Origin of the sequence: Erysipelatoclostridium sp. An173, assembly GCF_002160495.1 — a bacterium.
Classification (GTDB): Bacteria; Bacillota_I; Bacilli_A; order Erysipelotrichales; family Coprobacillaceae; genus Thomasclavelia; species Thomasclavelia merdavium.
In genome coordinates this window covers 14,848-36,912 of record NZ_NFKR01000026.1, presented here as the reverse complement: position 1 = coordinate 36,912, position 22,065 = coordinate 14,848, and the positions used below count along the sequence as shown (strand labels likewise).

Annotated in this window: 20 protein-coding genes and 1 other annotated feature; of the genes, 1 reads left to right on the top strand and 19 read right to left on the bottom strand. The window is 33.5% G+C overall.

Annotation, left to right across the window (positions count from 1 at the left end; all coding sequences use genetic code 11):
• Window positions 1–245: 245 nt before the first annotated feature.
• The 15 genes from B5F09_RS10665 to B5F09_RS10595 form a co-directional block, all read right to left on the bottom strand.
• Window positions 246–542, bottom strand: coding sequence for a hypothetical protein (locus tag B5F09_RS10665; RefSeq protein ID WP_087374092.1), 297 nt, complete (start codon window positions 540–542; stop codon window positions 246–248).
• 71 nt (window positions 543–613) lie between these two features.
• Window positions 614–1,798 carry an elongation factor Tu gene (tuf, locus tag B5F09_RS10660; RefSeq protein ID WP_087302591.1) on the bottom strand — a complete coding sequence of 395 codons (1,185 nt, stop codon included), beginning with the start codon at window positions 1,796–1,798 and terminating at the stop codon, window positions 614–616.
• Between the two features lie 85 nt (window positions 1,799–1,883).
• Window positions 1,884–3,959: an elongation factor G gene (fusA, locus tag B5F09_RS10655; protein WP_087302588.1), complete on the bottom strand. Its 2,076-nt coding sequence runs from the start codon at window positions 3,957–3,959 to the stop codon at window positions 1,884–1,886.
• Between the two features lie 32 nt (window positions 3,960–3,991).
• Window positions 3,992–4,462: a 30S ribosomal protein S7 gene (rpsG, locus tag B5F09_RS10650; RefSeq protein WP_087302586.1), complete on the bottom strand. Its 471-nt coding sequence runs from the start codon at window positions 4,460–4,462 to the stop codon at window positions 3,992–3,994.
• A 27-nt stretch (window positions 4,463–4,489) separates the two neighbouring features.
• Window positions 4,490–4,903, bottom strand: coding sequence for a 30S ribosomal protein S12 (gene rpsL / locus B5F09_RS10645; protein ID WP_087302584.1), 414 nt, complete (start codon window positions 4,901–4,903; stop codon window positions 4,490–4,492).
• Between the two features lie 204 nt (window positions 4,904–5,107).
• Window positions 5,108–8,788 carry a DNA-directed RNA polymerase subunit beta' gene (gene rpoC, locus B5F09_RS10640; RefSeq protein ID WP_087374090.1) on the bottom strand — a complete coding sequence of 1,227 codons (3,681 nt, stop codon included), beginning with the start codon at window positions 8,786–8,788 and terminating at the stop codon, window positions 5,108–5,110.
• Window positions 8,789–8,799: 11 nt separating this feature from the next.
• Complete coding sequence (locus B5F09_RS10635) at window positions 8,800–12,468, bottom strand: DNA-directed RNA polymerase subunit beta (protein ID WP_087374088.1); 3,669 nt, start codon at window positions 12,466–12,468, stop codon at window positions 8,800–8,802.
• Between the two features lie 160 nt (window positions 12,469–12,628).
• Window positions 12,629–13,222 carry a class I SAM-dependent methyltransferase gene (locus tag B5F09_RS10630; RefSeq protein ID WP_087302597.1) on the bottom strand — a complete coding sequence of 198 codons (594 nt, stop codon included), beginning with the start codon at window positions 13,220–13,222 and terminating at the stop codon, window positions 12,629–12,631.
• 51 nt (window positions 13,223–13,273) lie between these two features.
• Complete coding sequence (gene rplL, locus B5F09_RS10625) at window positions 13,274–13,645, bottom strand: 50S ribosomal protein L7/L12 (protein ID WP_087302578.1); 372 nt, start codon at window positions 13,643–13,645, stop codon at window positions 13,274–13,276.
• Between the two features lie 33 nt (window positions 13,646–13,678).
• Window positions 13,679–14,266: a 50S ribosomal protein L10 gene (gene rplJ / locus B5F09_RS10620; RefSeq protein ID WP_087302576.1), complete on the bottom strand. Its 588-nt coding sequence runs from the start codon at window positions 14,264–14,266 to the stop codon at window positions 13,679–13,681.
• Between the two features lie 40 nt (window positions 14,267–14,306).
• Window positions 14,307–14,432 (bottom strand) — a sequence feature (ribosomal protein L10 leader region).
• A gap of 12 nt (window positions 14,433–14,444) precedes the next feature.
• Window positions 14,445–15,131 (bottom strand): 50S ribosomal protein L1, encoded by a 687-nt coding sequence (rplA, locus tag B5F09_RS10615; RefSeq protein ID WP_087302574.1) that lies wholly within the window; start codon window positions 15,129–15,131, stop codon window positions 14,445–14,447.
• Window positions 15,132–15,201: 70 nt separating this feature from the next.
• Window positions 15,202–15,618, bottom strand: a complete 417-nt coding sequence (gene rplK, locus B5F09_RS10610) for a 50S ribosomal protein L11 (protein WP_087302572.1) — start codon at window positions 15,616–15,618, stop codon at window positions 15,202–15,204.
• 185 nt (window positions 15,619–15,803) lie between these two features.
• Complete coding sequence (locus B5F09_RS10605) at window positions 15,804–16,187, bottom strand: desulfoferrodoxin family protein (RefSeq protein ID WP_087374086.1); 384 nt, start codon at window positions 16,185–16,187, stop codon at window positions 15,804–15,806.
• A gap of 171 nt (window positions 16,188–16,358) precedes the next feature.
• Window positions 16,359–17,102, bottom strand: coding sequence for a triose-phosphate isomerase (gene tpiA, locus B5F09_RS10600; protein ID WP_087302568.1), 744 nt, complete (start codon window positions 17,100–17,102; stop codon window positions 16,359–16,361).
• Window positions 17,103–17,117: 15 nt separating this feature from the next.
• Window positions 17,118–18,302 (bottom strand): phosphoglycerate kinase, encoded by a 1,185-nt coding sequence (locus B5F09_RS10595; RefSeq protein ID WP_087374084.1) that lies wholly within the window; start codon window positions 18,300–18,302, stop codon window positions 17,118–17,120.
• 84 nt (window positions 18,303–18,386) lie between these two features.
• Here B5F09_RS10595 and B5F09_RS10590 point away from each other — a divergent pair, with 84 nt between their 5' ends.
• Window positions 18,387–18,698, top strand: coding sequence for a rhodanese-like domain-containing protein (locus B5F09_RS10590; RefSeq protein WP_087374082.1), 312 nt, complete (start codon window positions 18,387–18,389; stop codon window positions 18,696–18,698).
• A 42-nt stretch (window positions 18,699–18,740) separates the two neighbouring features.
• On the opposite strand, the gene B5F09_RS10585 is transcribed toward B5F09_RS10590, so the two are convergent.
• The 4 genes from B5F09_RS10585 to B5F09_RS10570 form a co-directional block, all read right to left on the bottom strand.
• On the bottom strand, window positions 18,741–19,595 hold the full coding sequence (locus B5F09_RS10585) for a YitT family protein (RefSeq protein WP_087374080.1): 855 nt from the start codon (window positions 19,593–19,595) through the stop codon (window positions 18,741–18,743).
• Window positions 19,596–19,715: 120 nt separating this feature from the next.
• Window positions 19,716–20,606 carry a PHP domain-containing protein gene (locus B5F09_RS10580; protein ID WP_087374079.1) on the bottom strand — a complete coding sequence of 297 codons (891 nt, stop codon included), beginning with the start codon at window positions 20,604–20,606 and terminating at the stop codon, window positions 19,716–19,718.
• The gene (locus tag B5F09_RS10575) at window positions 20,599–21,588 is read right to left on the bottom strand and encodes an ROK family protein (protein ID WP_087374077.1); all 990 of its coding nucleotides are present in this window, start codon (window positions 21,586–21,588) and stop codon (window positions 20,599–20,601) included. Before B5F09_RS10575 ends, B5F09_RS10580 begins: the two co-directional genes overlap by 8 nt.
• A 118-nt stretch (window positions 21,589–21,706) precedes the next feature.
• Complete coding sequence (locus tag B5F09_RS10570) at window positions 21,707–21,826, bottom strand: LPXTG cell wall anchor domain-containing protein (protein WP_087302595.1); 120 nt, start codon at window positions 21,824–21,826, stop codon at window positions 21,707–21,709.
• Window positions 21,827–22,065: the final 239 nt, after the last annotated feature.

The following is a 22,065-nucleotide window of genomic DNA, read 5'->3' as shown; positions in this document are numbered from 1 at the left end:
TACACTCTTTTCTCTCGTTTGTCAATTCTTTTTTTTACTTTTTTCGCTCGGCCCTTCCTTTGAACCTCGCTCCTTCTCTCGAGTGCCCTATTAATCTACCACATCCTCTTTACTTTGTAAATACCTTTTTTTACTTTTTTTATCCCTTCCCCCTTTTTCTCCCTTTTTATCATCGTTTTTCCCTGTCATTTTTTTATTAATATCTTACATTTTAATAATATAACCAACATTTCCAACAATATACTTTATCTTCGATATCTTTCTTTATACAATTTTTTCTCTCTATTTTCCTTAATGCTCCATATTGCAATTATTAATATTAAATAAAAAATTCCAAGTATAATTGAACCTCTAATAAAAAAACTAATTAAATACATCATTTCAAAAACTAAAAACAAACAAATAAAAGCTATTATTTCAATTTTTAAACACGTATTTTCTGTTCCTTCTTTCAACATTACTTCTTTACGATAAGGTAATCTTTTACTTATCGCTAAATAAATAGCATAAATTAAACATCCTATCCCTAATAAATTTTCCATCTTTATCCCTCCAATTATCTATTTATATTATAAACAAAAAAGGGAATCAGTAAAGATTCCCTAATTAAATACTATTCAATAATTTCAGAGATATTTCCAGAACCTACAGTTCTACCACCTTCACGGATTGAGAATTTAGTTCCTTTTTCAATTGCGATTGGAGCAATTAATTCTACTGTTAATTCTACGTTATCTCCAGGCATAACCATTTCTACACCTTCTGGTAATTCGATTACACCAGTAACGTCAGTAGTTCTGAAATAGAATTGTGGTCTGTAGTTAGCGAAGAAAGGAGTATGACGTCCACCTTCATCTTTACTTAATACGTAAACTTGACATTTGAATTTTTTGTGTGGATGTACTGATCCTGGTTTAGCTAATACTTGTCCACGTTGGATTTGATCACGGTTGATACCTCTTAATAATACCCCTACGTTATCTCCAGATTCAGCGTAATCTAATAATTTACGGAACATTTCGATACCTGTAGCAACAGTATTTTGAGTTTCATGTAAACCAACGATTTCTAATGGGTCATTTAATTTTAATTGTCCACGTTCAACACGTCCAGTAGCAACAGTTCCACGTCCAGTGATAGTGAATACGTCTTCAACTGGCATTAAGAATGGTTTATCTGTATCTCTTTCTGGAGTTGGGATATAAGTGTCAACAGCATCCATTAATTCATGAATAGCTGGTACCCATTTTGGATCTCCTTCTAATGCTTTTAATGCAGATCCACGGATAACTGGTGTATCATCACCTGGGAAGTCATATTCATTTAATAATTCACGAACTTCCATTTCTACTAAGTCTAATAATTCTTCGTCATCAACCATATCACATTTATTTAAGAATACGATAATGTATGGTACACCTACTTGACGAGATAATAAGATGTGTTCTCTTGTTTGAGGCATTGGACCATCAGTAGCAGCAACTACTAAGATAGCACCGTCCATTTGAGCAGCCCCAGTGATCATGTTTTTAATGTAGTCAGCATGACCTGGACAGTCTACGTGTGCATAGTGACGAGTAGCTGTTTGATATTCAACGTGTGCAGTATTGATTGTAATACCACGTTCTTTTTCTTCTGGTGCAGCATCGATTGAAGCATAGTCCATTGCTTGTGCTTGCCCATCTTTAGCTAATACAGTTGTAATAGCTGCAGTTAAAGTTGTTTTACCATGGTCAACGTGACCAATAGTACCAATATTTACATGCGCTTTAGAGCGGTCAAATTTTTCCTTAGCCATTTAAGCTTTCCTCCTAGTTTATATTTTTGTACATATACATTCTAATTTATTTAGTTGAAAAAATCAATAAGATTTTAACACGACATTAGTTATTTCCGCCGTTTTTCTTAATAATTTCTTCTTTAATTGATTTAGGTACTGGTTCATAACGATCGAAAATCATTGTATAGTTTCCACGACCTTGAGTAAATGATCTTAAATCAGTAGCATATCCGAACATTTCTGATAAAGGTACACTTGCTTGTACAGTGATAGCATTACCTCTTTCTTCTTGTCCTTCGATCATACCACGACGAGAAGATACATCTCCCATTACACTACCTAAATATTCAGCTGGTGCTGTTACTTCTACAGCCATGATTGGTTCCAAGATTACTGGATCACATTTTTTACCAGCTTCTTTTAATGCTAAACTTGCAGCAACTTTATATGCCATTTCTGATGAATCGACATCATGGTAAGAACCATCGAATAATGTTGCTTTAATATCTAATACTGGATAACCAGCAATCATACCGTTTTCAAGAGCGTCTTCTAACCCAGCTTTTACTGAACCGATATATTCTCTAGGCACTGCCCCTCCAACGATAGCATCAACGAATTCAAATCCTTTACCTTCATTAGGTTCAAATTTGATCCATACGTGACCGTATTGTCCACGACCACCTGATTGTCTTACATACTTACCTTCACAATCAGCAGCTTTCTTGATTGTTTCACGATAAGCAACTTGTGGTGCACCTACATTAGCTTCAACTTTAAATTCTCTTTTTAAACGGTCTACGATTACATCAAGATGTAATTCACCCATACCAGCGATAACAGTATCACCAGTTTCTGGATTTGTATAAGTTCTAAAAGTAGGATCTTCTTCAGCTAATTTAGATAAACCGTTAGCTAATTTATCTTGATCTTGCTTAGTTTTTGGTTCAATTGCAAGTTCAATAACTGGTTCAGGGAATTCCATTTTTTCAAGAATTACGAAATTCTTTTCATCACAGATAGTATCCCCAGTTGTTGTGTTTTTAAAACCAACAGCTGCAGCGATATCTCCAGCATATACAGTTGAGATTTCATTACGCTTATTAGCGTGCATTTGTAGGATACGTCCTAAACGTTCTTTTTTGTTTTTAGTTGAGTTTAATACATAAGAACCAGAATTGATAGTTCCTGAATAAACTCTGAAGAATGTTAATCTACCAACGAATGGGTCAGCCATGATTTTGAAAGCCAATGCTGAAAATGGTTCTTCATCAGAAGCATGTCTTTCAATTTCATTACCATCTTCATCAATACCTTTGATTGATGGAATATCAGTTGGTGCTGGTAAATAATCAATAACTGCATCCAACATTGGTTGAACACCTTTATCTTTATATGCAGAACCACATAATACTGGGAATAATTCTACTGCTAATACACCTTTACGGATTGCAGCTTTGATTTCTTCTTCAGTTGGTTCTTCACCTTCTAATACCTTCATTAATAAATCATCATCATAAGATGCAGCAGAATCTAACATCTTTTCACGATATTCATTAGCTTGATCTACATATTCTGCAGGGATATCTTTGTAAACAACGTTTTCACCTTTATCCCCTTCAAAATATACAGCTTTCATTTTAATTAAGTCGATGACACCTTCAAAAGTATCTTCAGCTCCAATTGGTAATTGGATTGCAACACCATGAACACCTAATCTTTTTTCTAAAGATTCTAATGACATGATGAAATCTGCACCTGTAGCATCCATTTTATTACAGAATACGATACGAGGTACACCATAAGTAGTTGCTTGACGCCAAACTGTTTCAGTTTGAGGTTCAACCCCAGCTTTTGAATCTAATACAGTTACAGCACCATCAAGAACTCTAAGTGAACGTTCAACTTCAACAGTAAAGTCTACGTGACCTGGAGTATCGATAATATTTACACGATATCCATTCCATTGAGCAGTTGTTGCTGCAGAAGTGATTGTAATACCACGCTCTTGTTCTTGTTCCATCCAGTCCATTTGAGAAGCACCTTCATGAGTTTCCCCAATTTTATGGATTTTACCAGTGTAATATAGAACACGTTCAGTTGTTGTAGTTTTACCTGCATCAATGTGAGCCATGATTCCGATATTACGAGTTTTCTCTAATGAGAATTCACGAGCCATAGTTTTTCTCCTTTCTTATTAATTGTTGGATATTACCAACGGAAATGAGCAAATGCTTTATTAGCTTCTGCCATTTTATGAGTATCTTCTTTCTTCTTAACAGAAGCACCTGTTCCGTTAGAAGCATCAATAATTTCATTAGCTAGACGATCAATCATTGTATTTTCGTTTCTTAAACGAGAATAGTTAACTAACCATCTTAATCCTAAAGTCATTCTTCTTTCTCCAGAAACTTCTACTGGTACTTGGTAGTTAGCTCCACCAATACGTCTAACTTTAAGTTCAAGAACTGGCATAATGTTATTGATTGCTTGATCAAAAACTTCCATTGCTGGATTTCCAGTTTTTTCTTCAACTTTTTTAAATGCTTCGTATAAGATGTTTTGAGCAACACCTTTTTTACCATCAAGCATAATGTTGTTGATTAATTTAGTAACAGTTTTAGAATTGTATACTGGATCTGGTAGAACGTCTCTTTTTGCAACACGACCTTTTCTTGCCATTTATATTTCCTCCTATACTTGATTTAATTAAGATTTTGGTTTCTTAGCACCATATCTAGAACGACCTTGTTTACGGTTGTTTACCCCAGCACAGTCCATAGTACCACGAACGATGTGATAACGAACCCCTGGTAAGTCCTTAACACGGCCACCACGAATCAAAACAACACTATGTTCTTGTAAGTTATGTCCAATTCCTGGAATATATGCAGTTACTTCCATACCATTAGATAATCTAACACGGGCATATTTACGTAATGCTGAGTTAGGTTTCTTAGGTGTCATAGTAGCAACACGTGTACAAACCCCACGTTTTTGAGGTGAATTAGTAATTGTTGGTTTTTTAGCCAATGAATTATAACCTCTGTTTAACGCTGGTGATTTTGATTTTGATATTTTGTCAGTACGACCCTGTCTTACTAATTGGTTAATAGTAGGCATTCATTTTCTCCTTTCATAATTTTTTTAACACACAATACCGGGTGTTTCATAATTTTCAATAAACAATGCGTCCTGAAGCGGACACCGTAGTAATATTAAAATATTTATTGTCAGATGTCAATCTTTTTTTAAGAAAAAATCACTTTTTTTCACTATTTTTTTATTTTTTTACATTTTAAACTTAGTGTACAAAAACAAGCAGGATTAACCTGCTTGTTCCATATTAAATTCTTGCATATTTTGATCACCATCAAGATTATCATCAAAAGAATCTTGAGCATCTAAAGCTTCTTGAGCTTCTCTAGCTTCTCTTTCAAGAGTTTCAGGTGATTTTAAAGGTCCACGCAATCCTGTTCCTGCTGGTATTAATTTACCAATCAAGACATTTTCTTTTAGACCACGTAAATGATCTTTTTTACCTTTGATAGCTGCATCAGTTAAAATCTTAGTAGTTTCCTGGAATGACGCTGCAGATAAGAAAGATTCAGTTTCTAACGCTGCTTTAGTAATACCAAGTAATACTGGACGAGCTACAGCAGGATGCTTACCTTCTTTTAATACTTCTTTATTTAATTCAGTGAAAGTGTTGATATTAATATTTGTTCCTGGTAGACAACCAGTTTCTCCACCTTCAATAATTTTCATCTTACGTAACATTTGTTTAACGATAATTTCAATATGCTTATCAGAAATTTCGATACCTTGAATACGATATACCTTTTGAACTTCCTTGATAATATAATTTTCAACCGCTTCAACATCAGCTACTGATAATAATTCTTTAGGGTCAATTGATCCAGCAGTAATCTTATCACCAATATTTACCTTATCACCGACTTCAACACGGATTTTAGCACCATAAGGAGCTAAATAACTACGTGTTTCTAAATCATTAGTAACAACAACTTCCATTCTTCCGTTGTTATCGATCATATTAGTAACTTCACCTTCGATTTCACTAATGATTGATTTAGCTTTTGGATTACGAGCTTCAAATAACTCTTGAATACGTGGTAACCCTTGAGTGATATCGGCTCCACCGGCAACCCCACCATCATGGAATGTACGCATTGTTAACTGTGTACCTGGTTCACCGATAGATTGAGCAGCCATAATTCCTACTGCTTCTCCTAATTCAACAACGCTTCCTGTTGCTAAATTACGACCATAACATTTACGACAGATTCCGCCTTTAGCAATACATCCTAAAACAGAGCGGATTTCTACTTCTTTAATACCTGCATTAACGATTTCATCAGCTAATGCTTCATTAATTAACTCTCCACCAGGAACAATTACTTCTCTAGTTTCTGGGTTAATAACATCTTTTTGAGCAAAACGTCCCACTAAACGGTCACGTAATGGTACGATAACAGATTGATCATCATTATTATATAATTCAGTAACAATGAAACCACGATCTGTTCCACAATCGTCTTCAGAAATAATTACTTCTTGTGCTACGTCAACTAAACGTCTTGTTAAGTAACCAGAATCGGCCGTTTTTAACGCTGTATCGGTAGAACCTTTACGGGCACCATGGGTAGAAATAAAGAATTCTGATGCTGTTAAACCTTCTCTAAATGAAGATTTAATAGGCAACTCAATTGTTTCCCCTTTTGGATTTGACATCAAACCACGCATACCTACTAGCTGAGTGAAGTTTGAAAGTGATCCACGGGCACCAGAGTCAGACATGATGAAGATTGGATTTCGACTGTCAGCTTCGAATTCTTGACGTACGACTTCTTGTACCTCATCTTTGACATCAGTCCATAATTTAATTACGTTTTGATATCTTTCTGATTCAGTTAATTTACCTTTGTTATAGAACTTTTTAATTTGTTCAAGTTTTTTATCAGCATGTTCAAAGATTTCATATTTAGCTTCAGGTACTTGGATATCGTATACAGATACAGTTGTACCAGCGATAGTTGAATAATAGAAACCTTGATCTTTCAATTTATCAAGCATTAAACTAGTATCAGACATTGCTTCATGTTTGAATACTTCATCGATAATCTTACCTAATGATTTTTTATTTAATGGCTTAATAATTGGCTGATTTTTAATGTGTTCCTTGATGTCTGTTCCCATTGGTACAAAGTATTTATCTGGTGTAGCAGTTAAGTTTTCGCTACTTGGATCATTAATAAATGGGAATTTACCATCAAAAATGTCATTAAAGAAAATTTTTCCTACAGTTGTAATTAAATAAGATTCATTTTGTTCTTTAGTAAAAGTTGTATTTTTTAAAGAACCAGCTTGAATTGCAACACGAGTATGCAAGTCAACAGTTTTAGCAAAATATGCATGATCTACTTCATTACGATCAGCAAAAACAGTACCTTCACCAATACCACCTTCATCTTCAAGAGTTAGATAATAGTTACCTAATACCATGTCCTGAGAAGGAGTAACGATTGGTTTACCATCTTTTGGTCCTAAGATATTGTTTGAACCTAACATTAATTGACGAGCTTCTTGAATAGCTTCTTCACCTAATGGTACATGGACCGCCATTTGGTCACCATCGAAGTCAGCGTTGAACGCTGGTGTAACCAATGGATGTAGACGAATTGCACGTCCTTCAACTAATTTTGGTTCGAATGCTTGAATACCTAAACGGTGCAATGTTGGGGCACGGTTTAGTAATACTGGATGCTGTTTGATTACTTCTTCAACAATTGGCCAGATACGATCATCCATTTTATCGATCAATCTTTCTGCCGCTTTAATATTTGTTGCTAATTCATCACGAACTAATCCGTTAATTACAAACGGTTTAAATAAGTTTAATGCCATTTCACGAGGAATACCGCATTGATACATCTTTAAGTCTGGTCCAACCGCGATTACTGAACGTCCTGAATAGTCAACACGTTTACCTAATAAGTTTTGACGGAAACGACCTTGTTTTCCTTTTAATGTATGGCTTAAAGATTTTAATGCTCTTCCACCAGCACCGGTAATTGGTTTAGAACGTCTACCATTATCAATTAAAGCATCTACTGCTTCTTGAAGCATTCTCTTTTCATTTTGAACAATGATAGATGGTGTTCCTAATTCTAATAATTTTTTCAAACGGTTATTACGAGTAATAACACGACGATATAAGTCATTTAAATCAGAAGTTGCAAATCTTCCACCATCTAATTGTAACATTGGACGTAAATCAGGTGGAATAACTGGTAATGCTTCTAAGATCATCCATTCTGGTTGATTATCTGATGTTCTAAAAGCATTGATTGCTTCTAATCGTTTTAATAATTTAGTTCTTCTTTGACCTTGAGCTTCTTTTAATTCTTTGCTTACTTTTGCAAATTCTTCTTCAAGATCAACTTGTTTTAATAATGTTTGAATTGCTTCAGCACCAATTTGGGCTTCGAATGTATTCCCAAATTGTTCATAACATTTACGATAGTCTCTTTCTGACAATACTTGTTTGTACTCTAATGGTGTACTTCCTTTATCAATAACAACATAAGAAACGAAGTAAATAATTTCTTCTAGTTGTTTAGGTGACATATCTAAAATTAAGCCCATACGTGAAGGAATTCCTTTTAAATACCAGATATGAGCAATTGGTGTTGCTAACTCAATATGTCCCATTCTTTCACGACGTACTGCTGATTTAGTTACTTCAACACCACAACGATCACAAACTACACCTTTATAACGTACTTTTTTGTATTTTCCACAGCTACATTCCCAATCCTTAGAAGGACCGAAAATTCTTTCACAGAATAATCCATCCTTCTCTGGTTTTTGAGAACGGTAGTTGATTGTTTCTGGTTTTTTTACTTCACCATAAGACCATTCGCGAATCTTTTCAGGGGATGCTAATCCAATTTGAATTGCTGAGAAATTATTTGTGCTTGCCATCTTTTTTCCTCCTATAATGATTCACTTTCATCAAAGTCTTCATCAATATCATTTAAACTAATATCAATATCACTATCATCAGCATCTTCAGAAACTTCTAATTCTTCGACTTCTTCTTCATCATCAGTTACTGATTTATCTGCTGTATCAATTACTTCATCTTTGTCAATACTGCGTGGGAAACGACGTTCCTCTTCTTCAATATTGCGCATATCAATTTCATTATCATTTTCGTCTAATAAACGAACATCTAAAGCTAAAGCTTGTAATTCTTTTTTCAATACTCTAAATGATTCTGGTAAACCTGGTTCTGGAAGTGGTTGACCTTTAACAATTGCTTCATAAGTTTTAACACGACCTACAACATCATCAGATTTAACTGTTAAGATTTCTCTTAATGTGTAAGCTGCACCATAAGCTTCAAGAGCCCAAACTTCCATTTCCCCAAATCTTTGTCCACCATTTTGAGCTTTACCACCTAATGGCTGTTGAGTTACTAATGAGTAAGGTCCTACTGAACGAGCATGTAACTTATCATCAACCATGTGGGCTAATTTAATCATATACATGATTCCAACAGAAATGTTGTTATCATAATATTCTCCAGTTTGACCAGAAATTACTGGCTGTTTACCATCTTTTGACATTCCTGCTTCAGCCATAATATCTTCTAAATCTTTAGGATGTAATCCATCAAATGCTGGAGTTGCAATATATAAACCTAATTGACGAGCAGCATATCCTAAATGTAATTCCAATACTTGCCCGATATTCATACGAGAAGGTACCCCTAATGGGTTTAACATGATATCTAATGGTGTACCATCTTCTAAGTGCGGCATATCTTCAATTGGTAAGATCTTAGAGATGACCCCTTTATTACCATGACGTCCGGCCATCTTGTCACCTTCAGAAATCTTTCTTTTTTGAACGATATATACTTTTACAACCTTATTAACTCCTGGTTGTAATTCATCACCATTTTTTCTTTCAAACACTTTAATATCATGAACAATACCGGCCCCACCATGAGGAACACGTAATGAGTTATCTTTAACTTCACGTGATTTTTCACCGAAGATTGCAAGTAAAAGTTTTTCTTCAGCTGATAATTCTGCTTGTCCTTTTGGAGTTACTTTACCTACTAAAATATCCCCTTCTTTAACTTCAGCACCAATCATGATAATACCATCACTATTTAGATTTTTACGTGCTTCATCACCAACGTTAGGAATATCACGAGTAATTTCTTCTGGACCTAATTTAGTATCACGACATTCAATTGAATATTCATCAATGTGAATAGAAGTATAGACATCATCTTTAACTAATCTTTCTGACATAATAACGGCATCTTCGTAGTTATATCCATTCCATTCCATGAAACCAACTAATACGTTTTGTCCTAACGCAAGCTCACCTTGTTCCATTGCTGGTCCATCAGCGATAATTTGCCCTTTAACAATCTCTTCACCAGTTTCAACGATTGGTTTTTGGTTGATACAAGTTCCGTTATTAGAAATTTTGAATTTAGCCAGACGATAACGATGTTCTACACCTTCCTCGTCTTCAATAATTACTTTTTTAGCATCAACATATTTAACAACACCATTTTCACGAGCAACAACAGCAGCTCCTGAATCTCTAGCAGCTTGATATTCCATACCAGTTCCAACAAATGGTGTATGTGGATTTAATAAAGGTACTGCTTGACGTTGCATGTTGGCACCCATCAAGGCACGAGTAGCATCGTCGTTTTCCAAGAATGGAATACATGATGTTGCTACTGATACGATTTGTTTTGGTGAAATATCGATAAAGTCAACTTCTTCGCGTTTAGCCATGATATTTTCACCTAAGTGACGAGCAATTACTTGTTCGTCTAAAATAGTTCCATTTTCATCTGTTTGAACATTTGCTTGCGCAATGACATAATTCTTTTCTTCATCTGCAGTTAAATAACGAACATCATCTTCATCAATAACGCAATGATTTACTTTACGATATGGTGTTTCAATGAATCCATATTCGTTGATTTTAGCATAAGATGCTAAAGTTGAAATCAACCCGATGTTTGGACCTTCAGGTGTTTCGATTGGACAAATTCTTCCATAGTGAGATGCGTGTACGTCACGGACTTCATAACCAGCACGATCACGACTTAAACCACCTGGACCTAAAGCAGATAAACGACGTTTATTTGTAAGCTCTGCTAATGGATTGATTTGATCCATGAATTGTGATAACTGTGATGATGAGAAAAATTCTTTAATCGCAGCTGTTAATGGTCGAATATTAGTAAGTGATTGTGGTGTAATTGAATCAACTTCTGATAATGACATTCTTTCTTTTACAACACGTTCCATTCTTGATAAACCAATTCTAAATTGATTTTGAATTAATTCACCTACTGAACGAACACGACGGTTACCTAAATGATCAATATCGTCTAATAATCCAATTCTTGCCATTAAGTTAACACGATCTTCTGCAGTTAAGTCTAATGAGTTGTAAATATCAACTAAATTAAACATATATGAATATGCAGCAATCATATCTGAAATAGTTACAAATTTACTTGTTAAAGATAAATCTGTACCAATAACACGCATTTTTTTAGATTTTGTTTCATCTACATATACATCCAATACTTGGATGACATCATTTGATTCTAATCGTGGATTGGTGGTTAATTTACGTGTATGCGCTCCAGCTTCTAAAACCGGTTTAATTTTATCAATGACTTCTTGAGTAATTAACGTACCTTCTGGATATACTACATTACCATCGTTGTCCACTAAATCCTGTGCTAAAACACGGCCAGCAATACGGTCTAATAAACTTAGTTTTTTACCGAATTTGAAACGTCCAGCTTTAGCTAAATCATAACGTTTGCAATCAAAGAAACGTGTATATAAAAGGTTATTTGCACCTTCTAATGTAGCTGGTTCTCCAGGTCTTAGCTTGTTATAAATCTCAATTAAAGCCTCTTCAGTATTAGTAGTGTTGTCTTTTGCAAGAGTATTAGTAATATATTCATGTTCACCAAAAACATCAATAATTTCTTCATTGCTTGAAAGTCCTAATGCTCTTAATAATACTGTTCCAGGCATTTTTCTATTACGGTCAATTCTTACATTTAATGTGTCTTTAGCATCAGTTTCAAATTCTAGCCAAGTACCTCTAGAAGGGATGATACTGCCACTAAATACAGTTTTTCCACTTTTGTCTAAAACGTCTGCAAAATAAGCACCAGGTGAACGTACTAATTGTGATACAATAACACGTTCAGCCCCGTTGATAATAAAAGTACCAGAATCAGTCATTAATGGGAAATCACCCATAAAAACTTCTTGCTCTTTTATCTCACCAGTGCTAGAATTAACTAATCGTAAAGATGCACGAATCGGTGCTGCATAATTGGCATCACGATCCTTACTCTCTTCTACTGAATATTTTGCTTCATCAAAAGTGCAATCTACAAATTCTAATGATAAAGTTTCATTAAAATTAGTGATTGGGTAGATATCTTCAAAAACTTCTTTAATTCCAACTTCCTTAAACCATTTGTATGAATTGGTTTGAATCTCAACAAGATTTGGAAGTTCTAAAGATCCACTAATTCTCGAATAATTACGACGAGTAATTTTACTTTTTGCTTTGGTTACTTTGTTTTCCACGTATTAACTCCACCCCTTTATATTTCTCTATCAAGATGTTTTTGAGCGCACAAAAACGCTTTATTATAAACACTAATAGGCATTTTATAACTCTATCACAAGGTTATTTTAAAGTCAATAAATTTTCTTAAAAAAATATAAAAAAACTATTGACAAATTATTATTTGTTAATAGCCTTTAAAATATAATAACCTTTATCACGTTTAACGATTTCAACATTCCCAAAAACTTTTTCTAAATTCTTTTTAGCAGAGGGTGCTCCCTGCTTTTTTTGAATCACAACCCAAATTTCACCATTTTCATTTAAATGATCTTTAGCTTCCACTAATATTTTAGTAACTACCTCTTTGCCAGCTCTTATTGGTGGATTAGTAACAATAACATCATATTGATCACTTACATTTTCATATACATCACTTAAATACACATTAGCTTCTAGCTTATTAGCCTTCAAATTTTCTTTAACTAAATCCAGGGCACGATTATTTACATCAACCATATCTACTTCTAAAAAAGGATACACCTTTTTTAAAGAAATACCAAATGTTCCATAACCACAACCAACATCTAATAGTTTAACCTTACTTTCATCTAACTCAATTGCATTTAGTAATACTCGTGATCCATAATCAATCATTTTTTTAGAAAAAACACCATTATCACTAGTAAAATATAAATCATGATCTCGATAGTGAAAAACAAATTGTTCCGGATTGCTTATTAATTCTTCATTATTAGTATAGTAATGTTTCATAATTATTAAGACAAAAGAGCCCATAAGGGCTCTTTATTCTGTTAAGTTAAATTATTTAACTTCTACAGTTGCTCCAGCAGCTTCTAATTTTTCTTTAATTTCTGCTCCTTCAGCAGCAGGAATGTTTTCTTTAATTACAGAAGGTGCTTTGTCAACTAAACCTTTAGCATCAACTAATCCAAGACCAGTGATTTCTCTAACTGCTTTGATAACAGCTACTTTAGTTCCACCTGGAGCAGTTAATGTTACAGTAACATTAGCTGGTTCAGCAGAAGCTTCATCAGCTCCAGCAGCAGCTACAGCAACTGGTGCAGCAGCAGTTACATCAAATTTTTCTTCAATTGCTTTTACTAAGTCATTTAATTCTAAGATTGTAGCTTCTTCTAAGTAAGCTAAAATATCTTCATGTGTTAATTTTGCCATCTTTATTTATCCTCCATTTTTATACTAAGCAGACTATTCAGCTGCTTCTTCTTTAGTTTCTTCTTTAGCTTCTACAGCTTCTTCAGTTGCTTCAGCAGTTTCTTCTTTAGCTTCTACAGCTCCACCGTTTTCTTCCTTTGCATCAGCAACAGCTTTGATTGCTCTTGCTACTTTGCTTACTGGTTCTTTTAACATAGCAAGTAACATAGAGTACATACCTTCACGGTTAGGTAATTTAGCGATTTCGTTAACTTCATCAAGAGTTAATAATTTACCTTCAACTACAGCACCTTTGATAACTAATGCTTCGTGTTCTTTAGCAAATTTAGCGATAACTCTTGCAGGAGCTACAGCATCGCTGTTTCCAAATGCAAGGGCATTTGGTCCTGTCAATTGATCATTTAGTCCTTCATATACTGTATCTACAGTAGCTCTTTGAACTAAAGAGTTTTTGTAAACTTTTAATTCACTATCTTCAGCTTTTAAGTTTTTACGTAATTCAGTCATTTCAGCAACTGATAAACCACGATATTCAACTACAACTGCAGATTGAGCTGCTTGTAATTTAGTATTGATTTCTTCAACTAAAGTACTTTTTGCTTTAATAGCTTCTGTTGACATTGTTACACCTCCTGTAATTTTTTAATATATATGCAACAATATACTCAAACTAAAACTCCCGTTTACACGAGAGTTAAGTCAATATACTAGTAATATATTTCTTTAACACCTCGGTAACAAATTAAGGTTTCCCAGTTACTGTCTTGGGTATATTGATTGCGCTAATTTAATTTGTTGACTACTTACCAGCAGCAACTTTGACACTTGGTCCCATTGTTGATGTTAAGGCGATATTTTTCATATAAACACCTTTTGAAGTAGATGGTTTGATTTTTACTAATAAATCATAAACCGCATTAAAGTTTTCTACTAATTGAGCATCATCAAATGAAACGCGTCCGATTGTCATATGGACATTTCCTTCTTTATCTGTACGATATGTAACTTTACCAGCTTTAGTTTCTTTAACTGCTTTAGCTACATCCATAGTTACAGTTCCAGTTTTAGGGTTAGGCATTAAACCTTTAGGTCCTAAGATACGTCCTAATTTCCCTAATTCAGCCATCATATCAGGAGTAGCGATCATTACTTCAAAATCTAACCATCCTTTTTTGATGTCTTCTAAAATTTCTTTACCACCAACTACGTCAGCTCCAGCATCTTTTGCTTCTTGAGCTTTAGCTCCTTCAGTTACAACTAATACTTTTTTAGTTTTACCAGTTCCGTGTGGTAATACTAAAGCCCCACGTAATTGTTGGTTAGCTTGACGAGGGTCAACCCCTAATTTAAATGCAACATCTACAGCTGCATCAAATTTTACTGTGCTTGTCTTTTTTACTAATTCAACTGCTTCTTCAACTGAATATGCTTTACCTTTTTCAATTAATTTAGCAGCTTCTTGATATCTTTTACTTTTCTTTGCCATTATTTTTCCTCCTTAGTGGTCTAACGGATTATCCTTCCACAAATGACGATTAATATTTATTAATCTTAAATTAAATACCTTCTACTTCGACACCCATGTTACGAGCTGTACCAGCGATGATTCTCATTGCTGATTCAAGATCGTTAGCGTTTAAGTCAGGCATTTTGTATTCAGCGATTTCTTTTAATTTATCTGCTGATAATGTAGCAACTTTAGTAGTTCCAGCGTTGCTTGAACCTTTTTGGATTCCGCAAGCTTTTTTAATCATTTCAGCTGCTGGTGCAGTTTTTAATACAAAATCAAAATCTTTATCTTCGTAAATAGTTAAAACAACAGGTACTGTTTCACCCATACGATCTCTTGTTTGGTCATTAAATGCATTACAGAATTTAGGCATTTGAATTCCTGCTCCGGCTAAGGCTGGACCTGGTTTTGCTCCTCCAGCTGGGAACTGAATCTTCATGACTCTTACAACTTTTTTACTCACGCGACATTCCTCCTATATATAAATTTGTCCGTGCTGTGGTCAAATGGACATAGTCCTTCCACGCATAGTAACACATATTGCGTCAACTACGAATTATACATTATTATTCGATAAATGCAATACTTTTTTTATAATTTTTTTCATTAATTTTTAAATATAAAAAAACCTCCAAGTCATATGGAGGTTTATAACTCAACTTCTGCTTTCCACAATCCATGAAGATTACAATATTCATAAACTGTAGCTTTACCTTTTTTACCAGCAACATTGAAGCGAGCCTCTGGTTTGTCTTCAGGTGTCAATGTAACTTTCATTACACTTCCATCACTAAACTCAACCCAAATATTACTAATTAAATGTTCTGGTGTCATTGGATGTAAAACTTCACCAACTGTTGCCACTAAATAATCACCTTCAACTTTGACAACTGGTACATGTTTTTCAACTGCCGCATCCACTTCGCCAGCTTTAACTTCAACCATTGGTTTACCACAGCACATTAGAGGCACACCATGATCTTCTACCATTTCAACCACATTGCCACAAATTGGGCATTTTAATAATTTCATTTTGAAAACCTCCTTATTAAGTTTATTTATCCCTTGCACCTTGATTATAGCATAGATAAATAGTAATCGTTACTAATATGCTTTATATTTTTCATTTTATATTATTTCCATTTTATTTACCAATAATCATAAAAAAGAAGGCTTCAAAACAAGCCTTCTTAATTAGTTCTATTAACCTAAATTTTCAATCATTGCAATATATGAATCTGGTTGAAGTGAAGCTCCACCAACTAAAGCACCATCAATATCAGGTTGTTCTAGTAAAGTTTTTAATCCTTCAGGTTTTACAGATCCACCATATTGAATTCTGATTGCATCTGCTACTTCTTGATCATATAAATCAGCAATTACGCTACGGATATATGCACAAACATCTTGAGCAATTTCATTAGTAGCAGTTTTACCAGTTCCAATAGCCCAAACTGGTTCATAAGCAATTACGCTACGAGATGCACATTTTGGACATACATCTTTGAAAGCAGCTACTGTTTGTTTTTTAACAACATCTTTAGTAGTTCCTGCTTCATATTCTTCTAAAGTTTCACCAACACATACGATTGGAGTCATATCATTTTTTAATACTTGAAGCATTTTAGCGTTAACTGTTTCATCAGTTTCACCGAAATATTGTCTTCTTTCAGAGTGTCCAAGGATTACCCATTCAACTCCGATTTCTTTTAACATTTCAACACTAACTTCTCCAGTATAAGCACCACTATCTTTAAAGTGGCAGTTTTCAGCAGCAACTAATAAGTTTTTAGCTTCTGCTTTTGCAGTTTGTAGAGCTAAATATGGAGTTGCAATTCCCCAATCAGCACTGTCACTAACTTTTCCATCAACCGCTTCTACGAATGCTTTAGTATCAGCGATTGTTTTATTCATTTTCCAGTTTCCTACAATAATTGGTTTTCTCATTATTATTTCCCCTTATTATTTATCATCAATTGCAGCAATACCAGGAAGTACTTTACCTTCCATATATTCTAATGAAGCTCCTCCACCAGTTGAGATATGAGAAACTTTATCAGCATATCCAAGTTGCATTACTGCAGCAGCACTATCGCCACCACCGATAATAGTATTAGCACCATCTAAGTTAGCTAAAGCTTCACAAACTTCAATTGTTCCTTTAGCAAATGGTTCCATTTCGAATACACCCATTGGTCCATTCCAGATAACTGTTTTAGCACCTTGTAATGCAGCTTTAATGTTTTCAACTGATTTAGGTCCAATATCTAATCCCATATATCCTTCAGGGATGTCACCTTCAACTACTTTAATATCACCTTCAGGTGCAAATGCAGTATTTACAACTGAATCAACTGGTAATAATAATTTGTCTCCAGCTTTTGCAAGAATATCTTTAGCTACTTGGATACGATCTTCTTCAACTAAAGAGTTTCCAATTTTATATCCTTGAGCAGCAGCGAATGTATAACTCATTCCACCACCAACGATAACTTTGTCAGCGATTTTTAATAAGTTTTCGATAACTAAGATTTTATCAGAAACTTTTGCACCACCTAAAATTGCAACCATTGGTCTTTCAGGATCATTTACAGCTTTTCCGATATAAGCAATTTCTTTTTCTACTAAGAATCCAGCTGCACTTGGTAAATGAGCAGGAATTCCTGCAGTAGAAGCATGAGCTCTATGTACAGAACCGAATGCATCTTCAACAAATACATCACCTAATGAAGCCCAGTATTTTCCAAGTTCAGGATCATTTTTAGATTCTCCAGCTTCATAACGAGTATTTTGTACTAAAATTACAGAACCTTCATCAGCATTTTTGATTGCATCTTCTAACACTGGTCCTCTTGTAGCATTAACGAAAGTAACAGGTTTTCCTAAATGTTTTTCTAAACAAGGAGCAACAACTGCTAAATCATTTTTAGCTTTATCTTCTTCTGTTTTAACTTTTCCTAAGTGTGAGAATAATACAATACATTTTGGATTTTGTTCCAATAGATAATTAATAGTAGGTAAAGCAGCTACTACACGATTATCATTAGTAATTTCTCCAGTTTTTTTGTCTCTAGGTACATTGAAGTCAACACGGCATAAAACAACTTTTCCAGTGACTTCGATATCTTTGATTGTTTTCTTATCCATATTCAACATTCCTCCATGGCTGAATTATACCATTCTTAAGCATTGTTTTCAATTAGTTTCATACATTATAATGAGGTGAAAGTGATGAAAATCAACCATTTAATTAGTATCAATATGTTACCTGAATTACTTAAACACGATTATCTATTCATCGATTTAAGAGAGCCTTATCAATATAAACAGCTTCACCTGACAAAATTCATCAATATCCCTTACCAGGACTTTACAATCAATAAACTTGACTGTCCTAAAAATAAACCAATTTTTTTAATTTGTTATAGTGGTAAACGATCATCTGACTTAGCATTAAAACTAATAGCCTTAGGCTATCAGGCCTATAGTTTTGACGGCGGTTTTTATGCCATCGAGCATCCTATTGATTCTAGCTACTATTAAAAAAAGACTAACCGATGGTTAGCCTTTTTATCTAATTATATTCTATAAGGGTTCATTATAAAAACGACCTACATATTTTTCTGATTTAGACACATTAATAATTACCTGAGGATCGACTTCCTTCATAGCCATAATCACATCATCAACTTCATAACTTGAAACAATCGCTGTAAGCAAAGAAACCGGTTTATTTGAATAACCTCCAACACCATCTAATACAGTAATTCCATGATGAAATTTTTTACAATACACAGAAACTATATCATCTTTACATTTTGTATAGATATGCAACATCACTCGTTTATAACGTGTATGGAAATTTGATACTGTTTTAGTTGAAATAAACTGGAATAAAATTGAATAACCAGCTGCTTCAAAACCAAAAATAAAACCAAAAATTATCAATAACATTGCATTAAATACAAAGACCTGATTCCATATTTCACGACCGCTTTTATTAGAGATATATAATGCAATAAAATCTGTCCCCCCACTAGAAGCATTTCCTTTTAAAGCTACCGTAATACTAATCCCAAATAAAAAGCCACCAAAAATTACATTTAATATTGTATCATCAAATAATGGATACGTTGGCATTAACGGTAAAAAAAGTGATGTTAATATAACTTGTAATAATGAAAAAAATACAAATCGTTTAGAAATTTTCTTAGCACAAAATAATGCCACCGGTACATTTAAACATAAAAGTCCAATTGAAGTTGGTAAACTTCCCCCTAATAATTCAGCAATCATATCAGCCATAATGGCAACTCCCATAAATCCACCGGATAAAGTTCCAGCCGGACGGACTAAATTTTTTGTTGCAAAAGCCATAATCAATGCTGATAAGATAACCGCAAAAAAACTAATGATATTCTTTTTCTTTCGTATATCCATTTTCACTACCCTCTTTTTCCGCCTCGATTATAGCATAACAATTGTACTAATTAAAGAACAATTTTATTATTTTTTTGTAAAGATAAAACAGCTTGCATCCAAGCTGCTTGTCATCATTTTTTAAATTAAATTATACTCTTTTAACTGTTCTTCAATATCATGTTCATCTATGTTGCAGCGACACTCACCAAGTTCAATAGCCGGTTTTGTTTTACCATGAAAATCGCTGCCACAAGTAATTAAAAGATCATGTTTTTTACCGGCATTATAGAAATAATTTACTGTCTCTAAACTATGATAATTACTAAATGCTTCTACTCCTTCAACACCTAATGCAACCATTTCGTCAAAAACTTCAAATTGTCCTTTTAAATTATTACCCGGATGAGCTAAAACAACAGTTCCGCCATGCTTTTTAATTAAATCAATGGTTTCTTTTAAACTAGGATAAATAATCTTGGTATAACATGGCTTACCTTGACTATAATAATCCCAATAAAAATTAACATATGGATTATCACTACGAGCGCCACCTTCACGATATGGTTTTAATAATGGGTGTTCTTGATAACGAGGATCATTTAATAATACTTCTCCAAACATTTCACCAGTATAAACACCATTAGCACTTAATTTATTTAAAGCTTCTTCATCAACTTCAAAACCTAATTTGTTTGTTAAAAGTATTTTTTCTTTCGAACATTTTAATTCTTGATCTAAAACATTTTGTTCTAGACGTTTAAAATCTTCATGATGATAATCAATACCATAACCTAATACATGAAGATTGATTCCATTATAGGTACAATCAATTTCTGTTGCACTGATATATTTGATATCATATTTTTTAGCTGCTTCTTTAGCTTCATCAATTGCTTTTACACTATTATGATCAGCAATAGCCATAATTTTAATCCCAGAGCGATGACACATTTCAACTAATTCACTAGGTGTAAACTCACCATCATCGCTATATTTTGAATGCATATGTAAATCTATATATTTATCCATTAGTCTGCTCCTTTTTTATATTATCTATTATCTTTTCAATCCCTAATACATATAACCCTTCATAAATTAAACTATCAAAATCTTCAACAAAAACTATTTGCGGCCAATGCTCTTTTGGTAAATAGTTTTCCATTCCATCCCCTGAAAAATCTTCTAATACATCACTACTAATACCAACAATCTCCGGATTTACAACACAGCATAAACTAACAAGCTGATCTAAAAGTAAATTGTCTGGTGCCTTCTTTAACATTTCTGTTTGTTGCAAATGAGTGAAAAACGGTAAATACGATAATTCACCGGCAAAATTTGAGAACCCTTTACAAAGCTGATGATTAATTATCATACTACAGCCAATATACTTAACTTTAGGCTGATACATAAACGCTAGATTATTACATTGCGGATATTGACGGCTAAAACCAATACCAGCTACATTTACATCATTTTCAATAATTATTGATAATTGATATCTATCTTTTAATAAGCCACCTAAATCTCTTTGAGCCAATTCTTCAAAATCACAAATATTAATCATTCCATTATTACTTACACCTGGAATACTTATTACTAAACTATCAAAGTGTTTCTTTTTTAAAAGCAAATCAATTGCCCGTACCAGTTCATTATAATCACCTTTAGTCCCGGTTAACCGAATATCACCTAAACATTTTCCTAGTAAATTATATATTCTACCAGCATAATAATAATTTATATGATCTCTTTTTAAGATCATAACACCTAAACTTTGATAATCAGCATTTAACACATATTGTTTTGATTTTCGACCACCAGTAGACTGAGCTTTACCATCAAGTAATATTTCATTATTTTGAAGTAAATATTGTAAAATATTAGTAGTAGCCGCTAATGATAACCCAGTTTTTTGAGCTAGTTTATTTTTAGTCCAAATTTCACCATCATAAAAACATTGCCTGATTTGATGAATGTTATCTTCTTTTAAGTCAGTTATTTTAGTCACTACCTCACCTCTTTTGAACTTTCGTCACATTATAACGAAAGTATCTAAAGTTATTATAACTTATTTATAAATATTGTAAAGAAATAAAAATCATCTGCCTAAATTACAGATGATTATATTATTTATTCTTCTTTTTCTTATAAATGATAAAACCAGCAATTACTACCACTGCAACAACCATTAATATTACATATGGCATAATGTTAGTACTATCACCAGTCATCACTGCTCTATCCATCATTCCATTCCTCCAATACATCTTCATTATACGCCTTATCTTTTATTTTAGCTACCTATTTATAAATCTAATAAATTAATATTTAGTTATTAATACTTTATAAATATGTATTATCATACACAAATAAAGACTAATTATTACATATAATACACATTTTATTACATTTTTAACCATTTATTTTTAAAAAAATGTATAATTTAATTACTTATACGATAAATTAACGGGGCAGGGAGAACTTA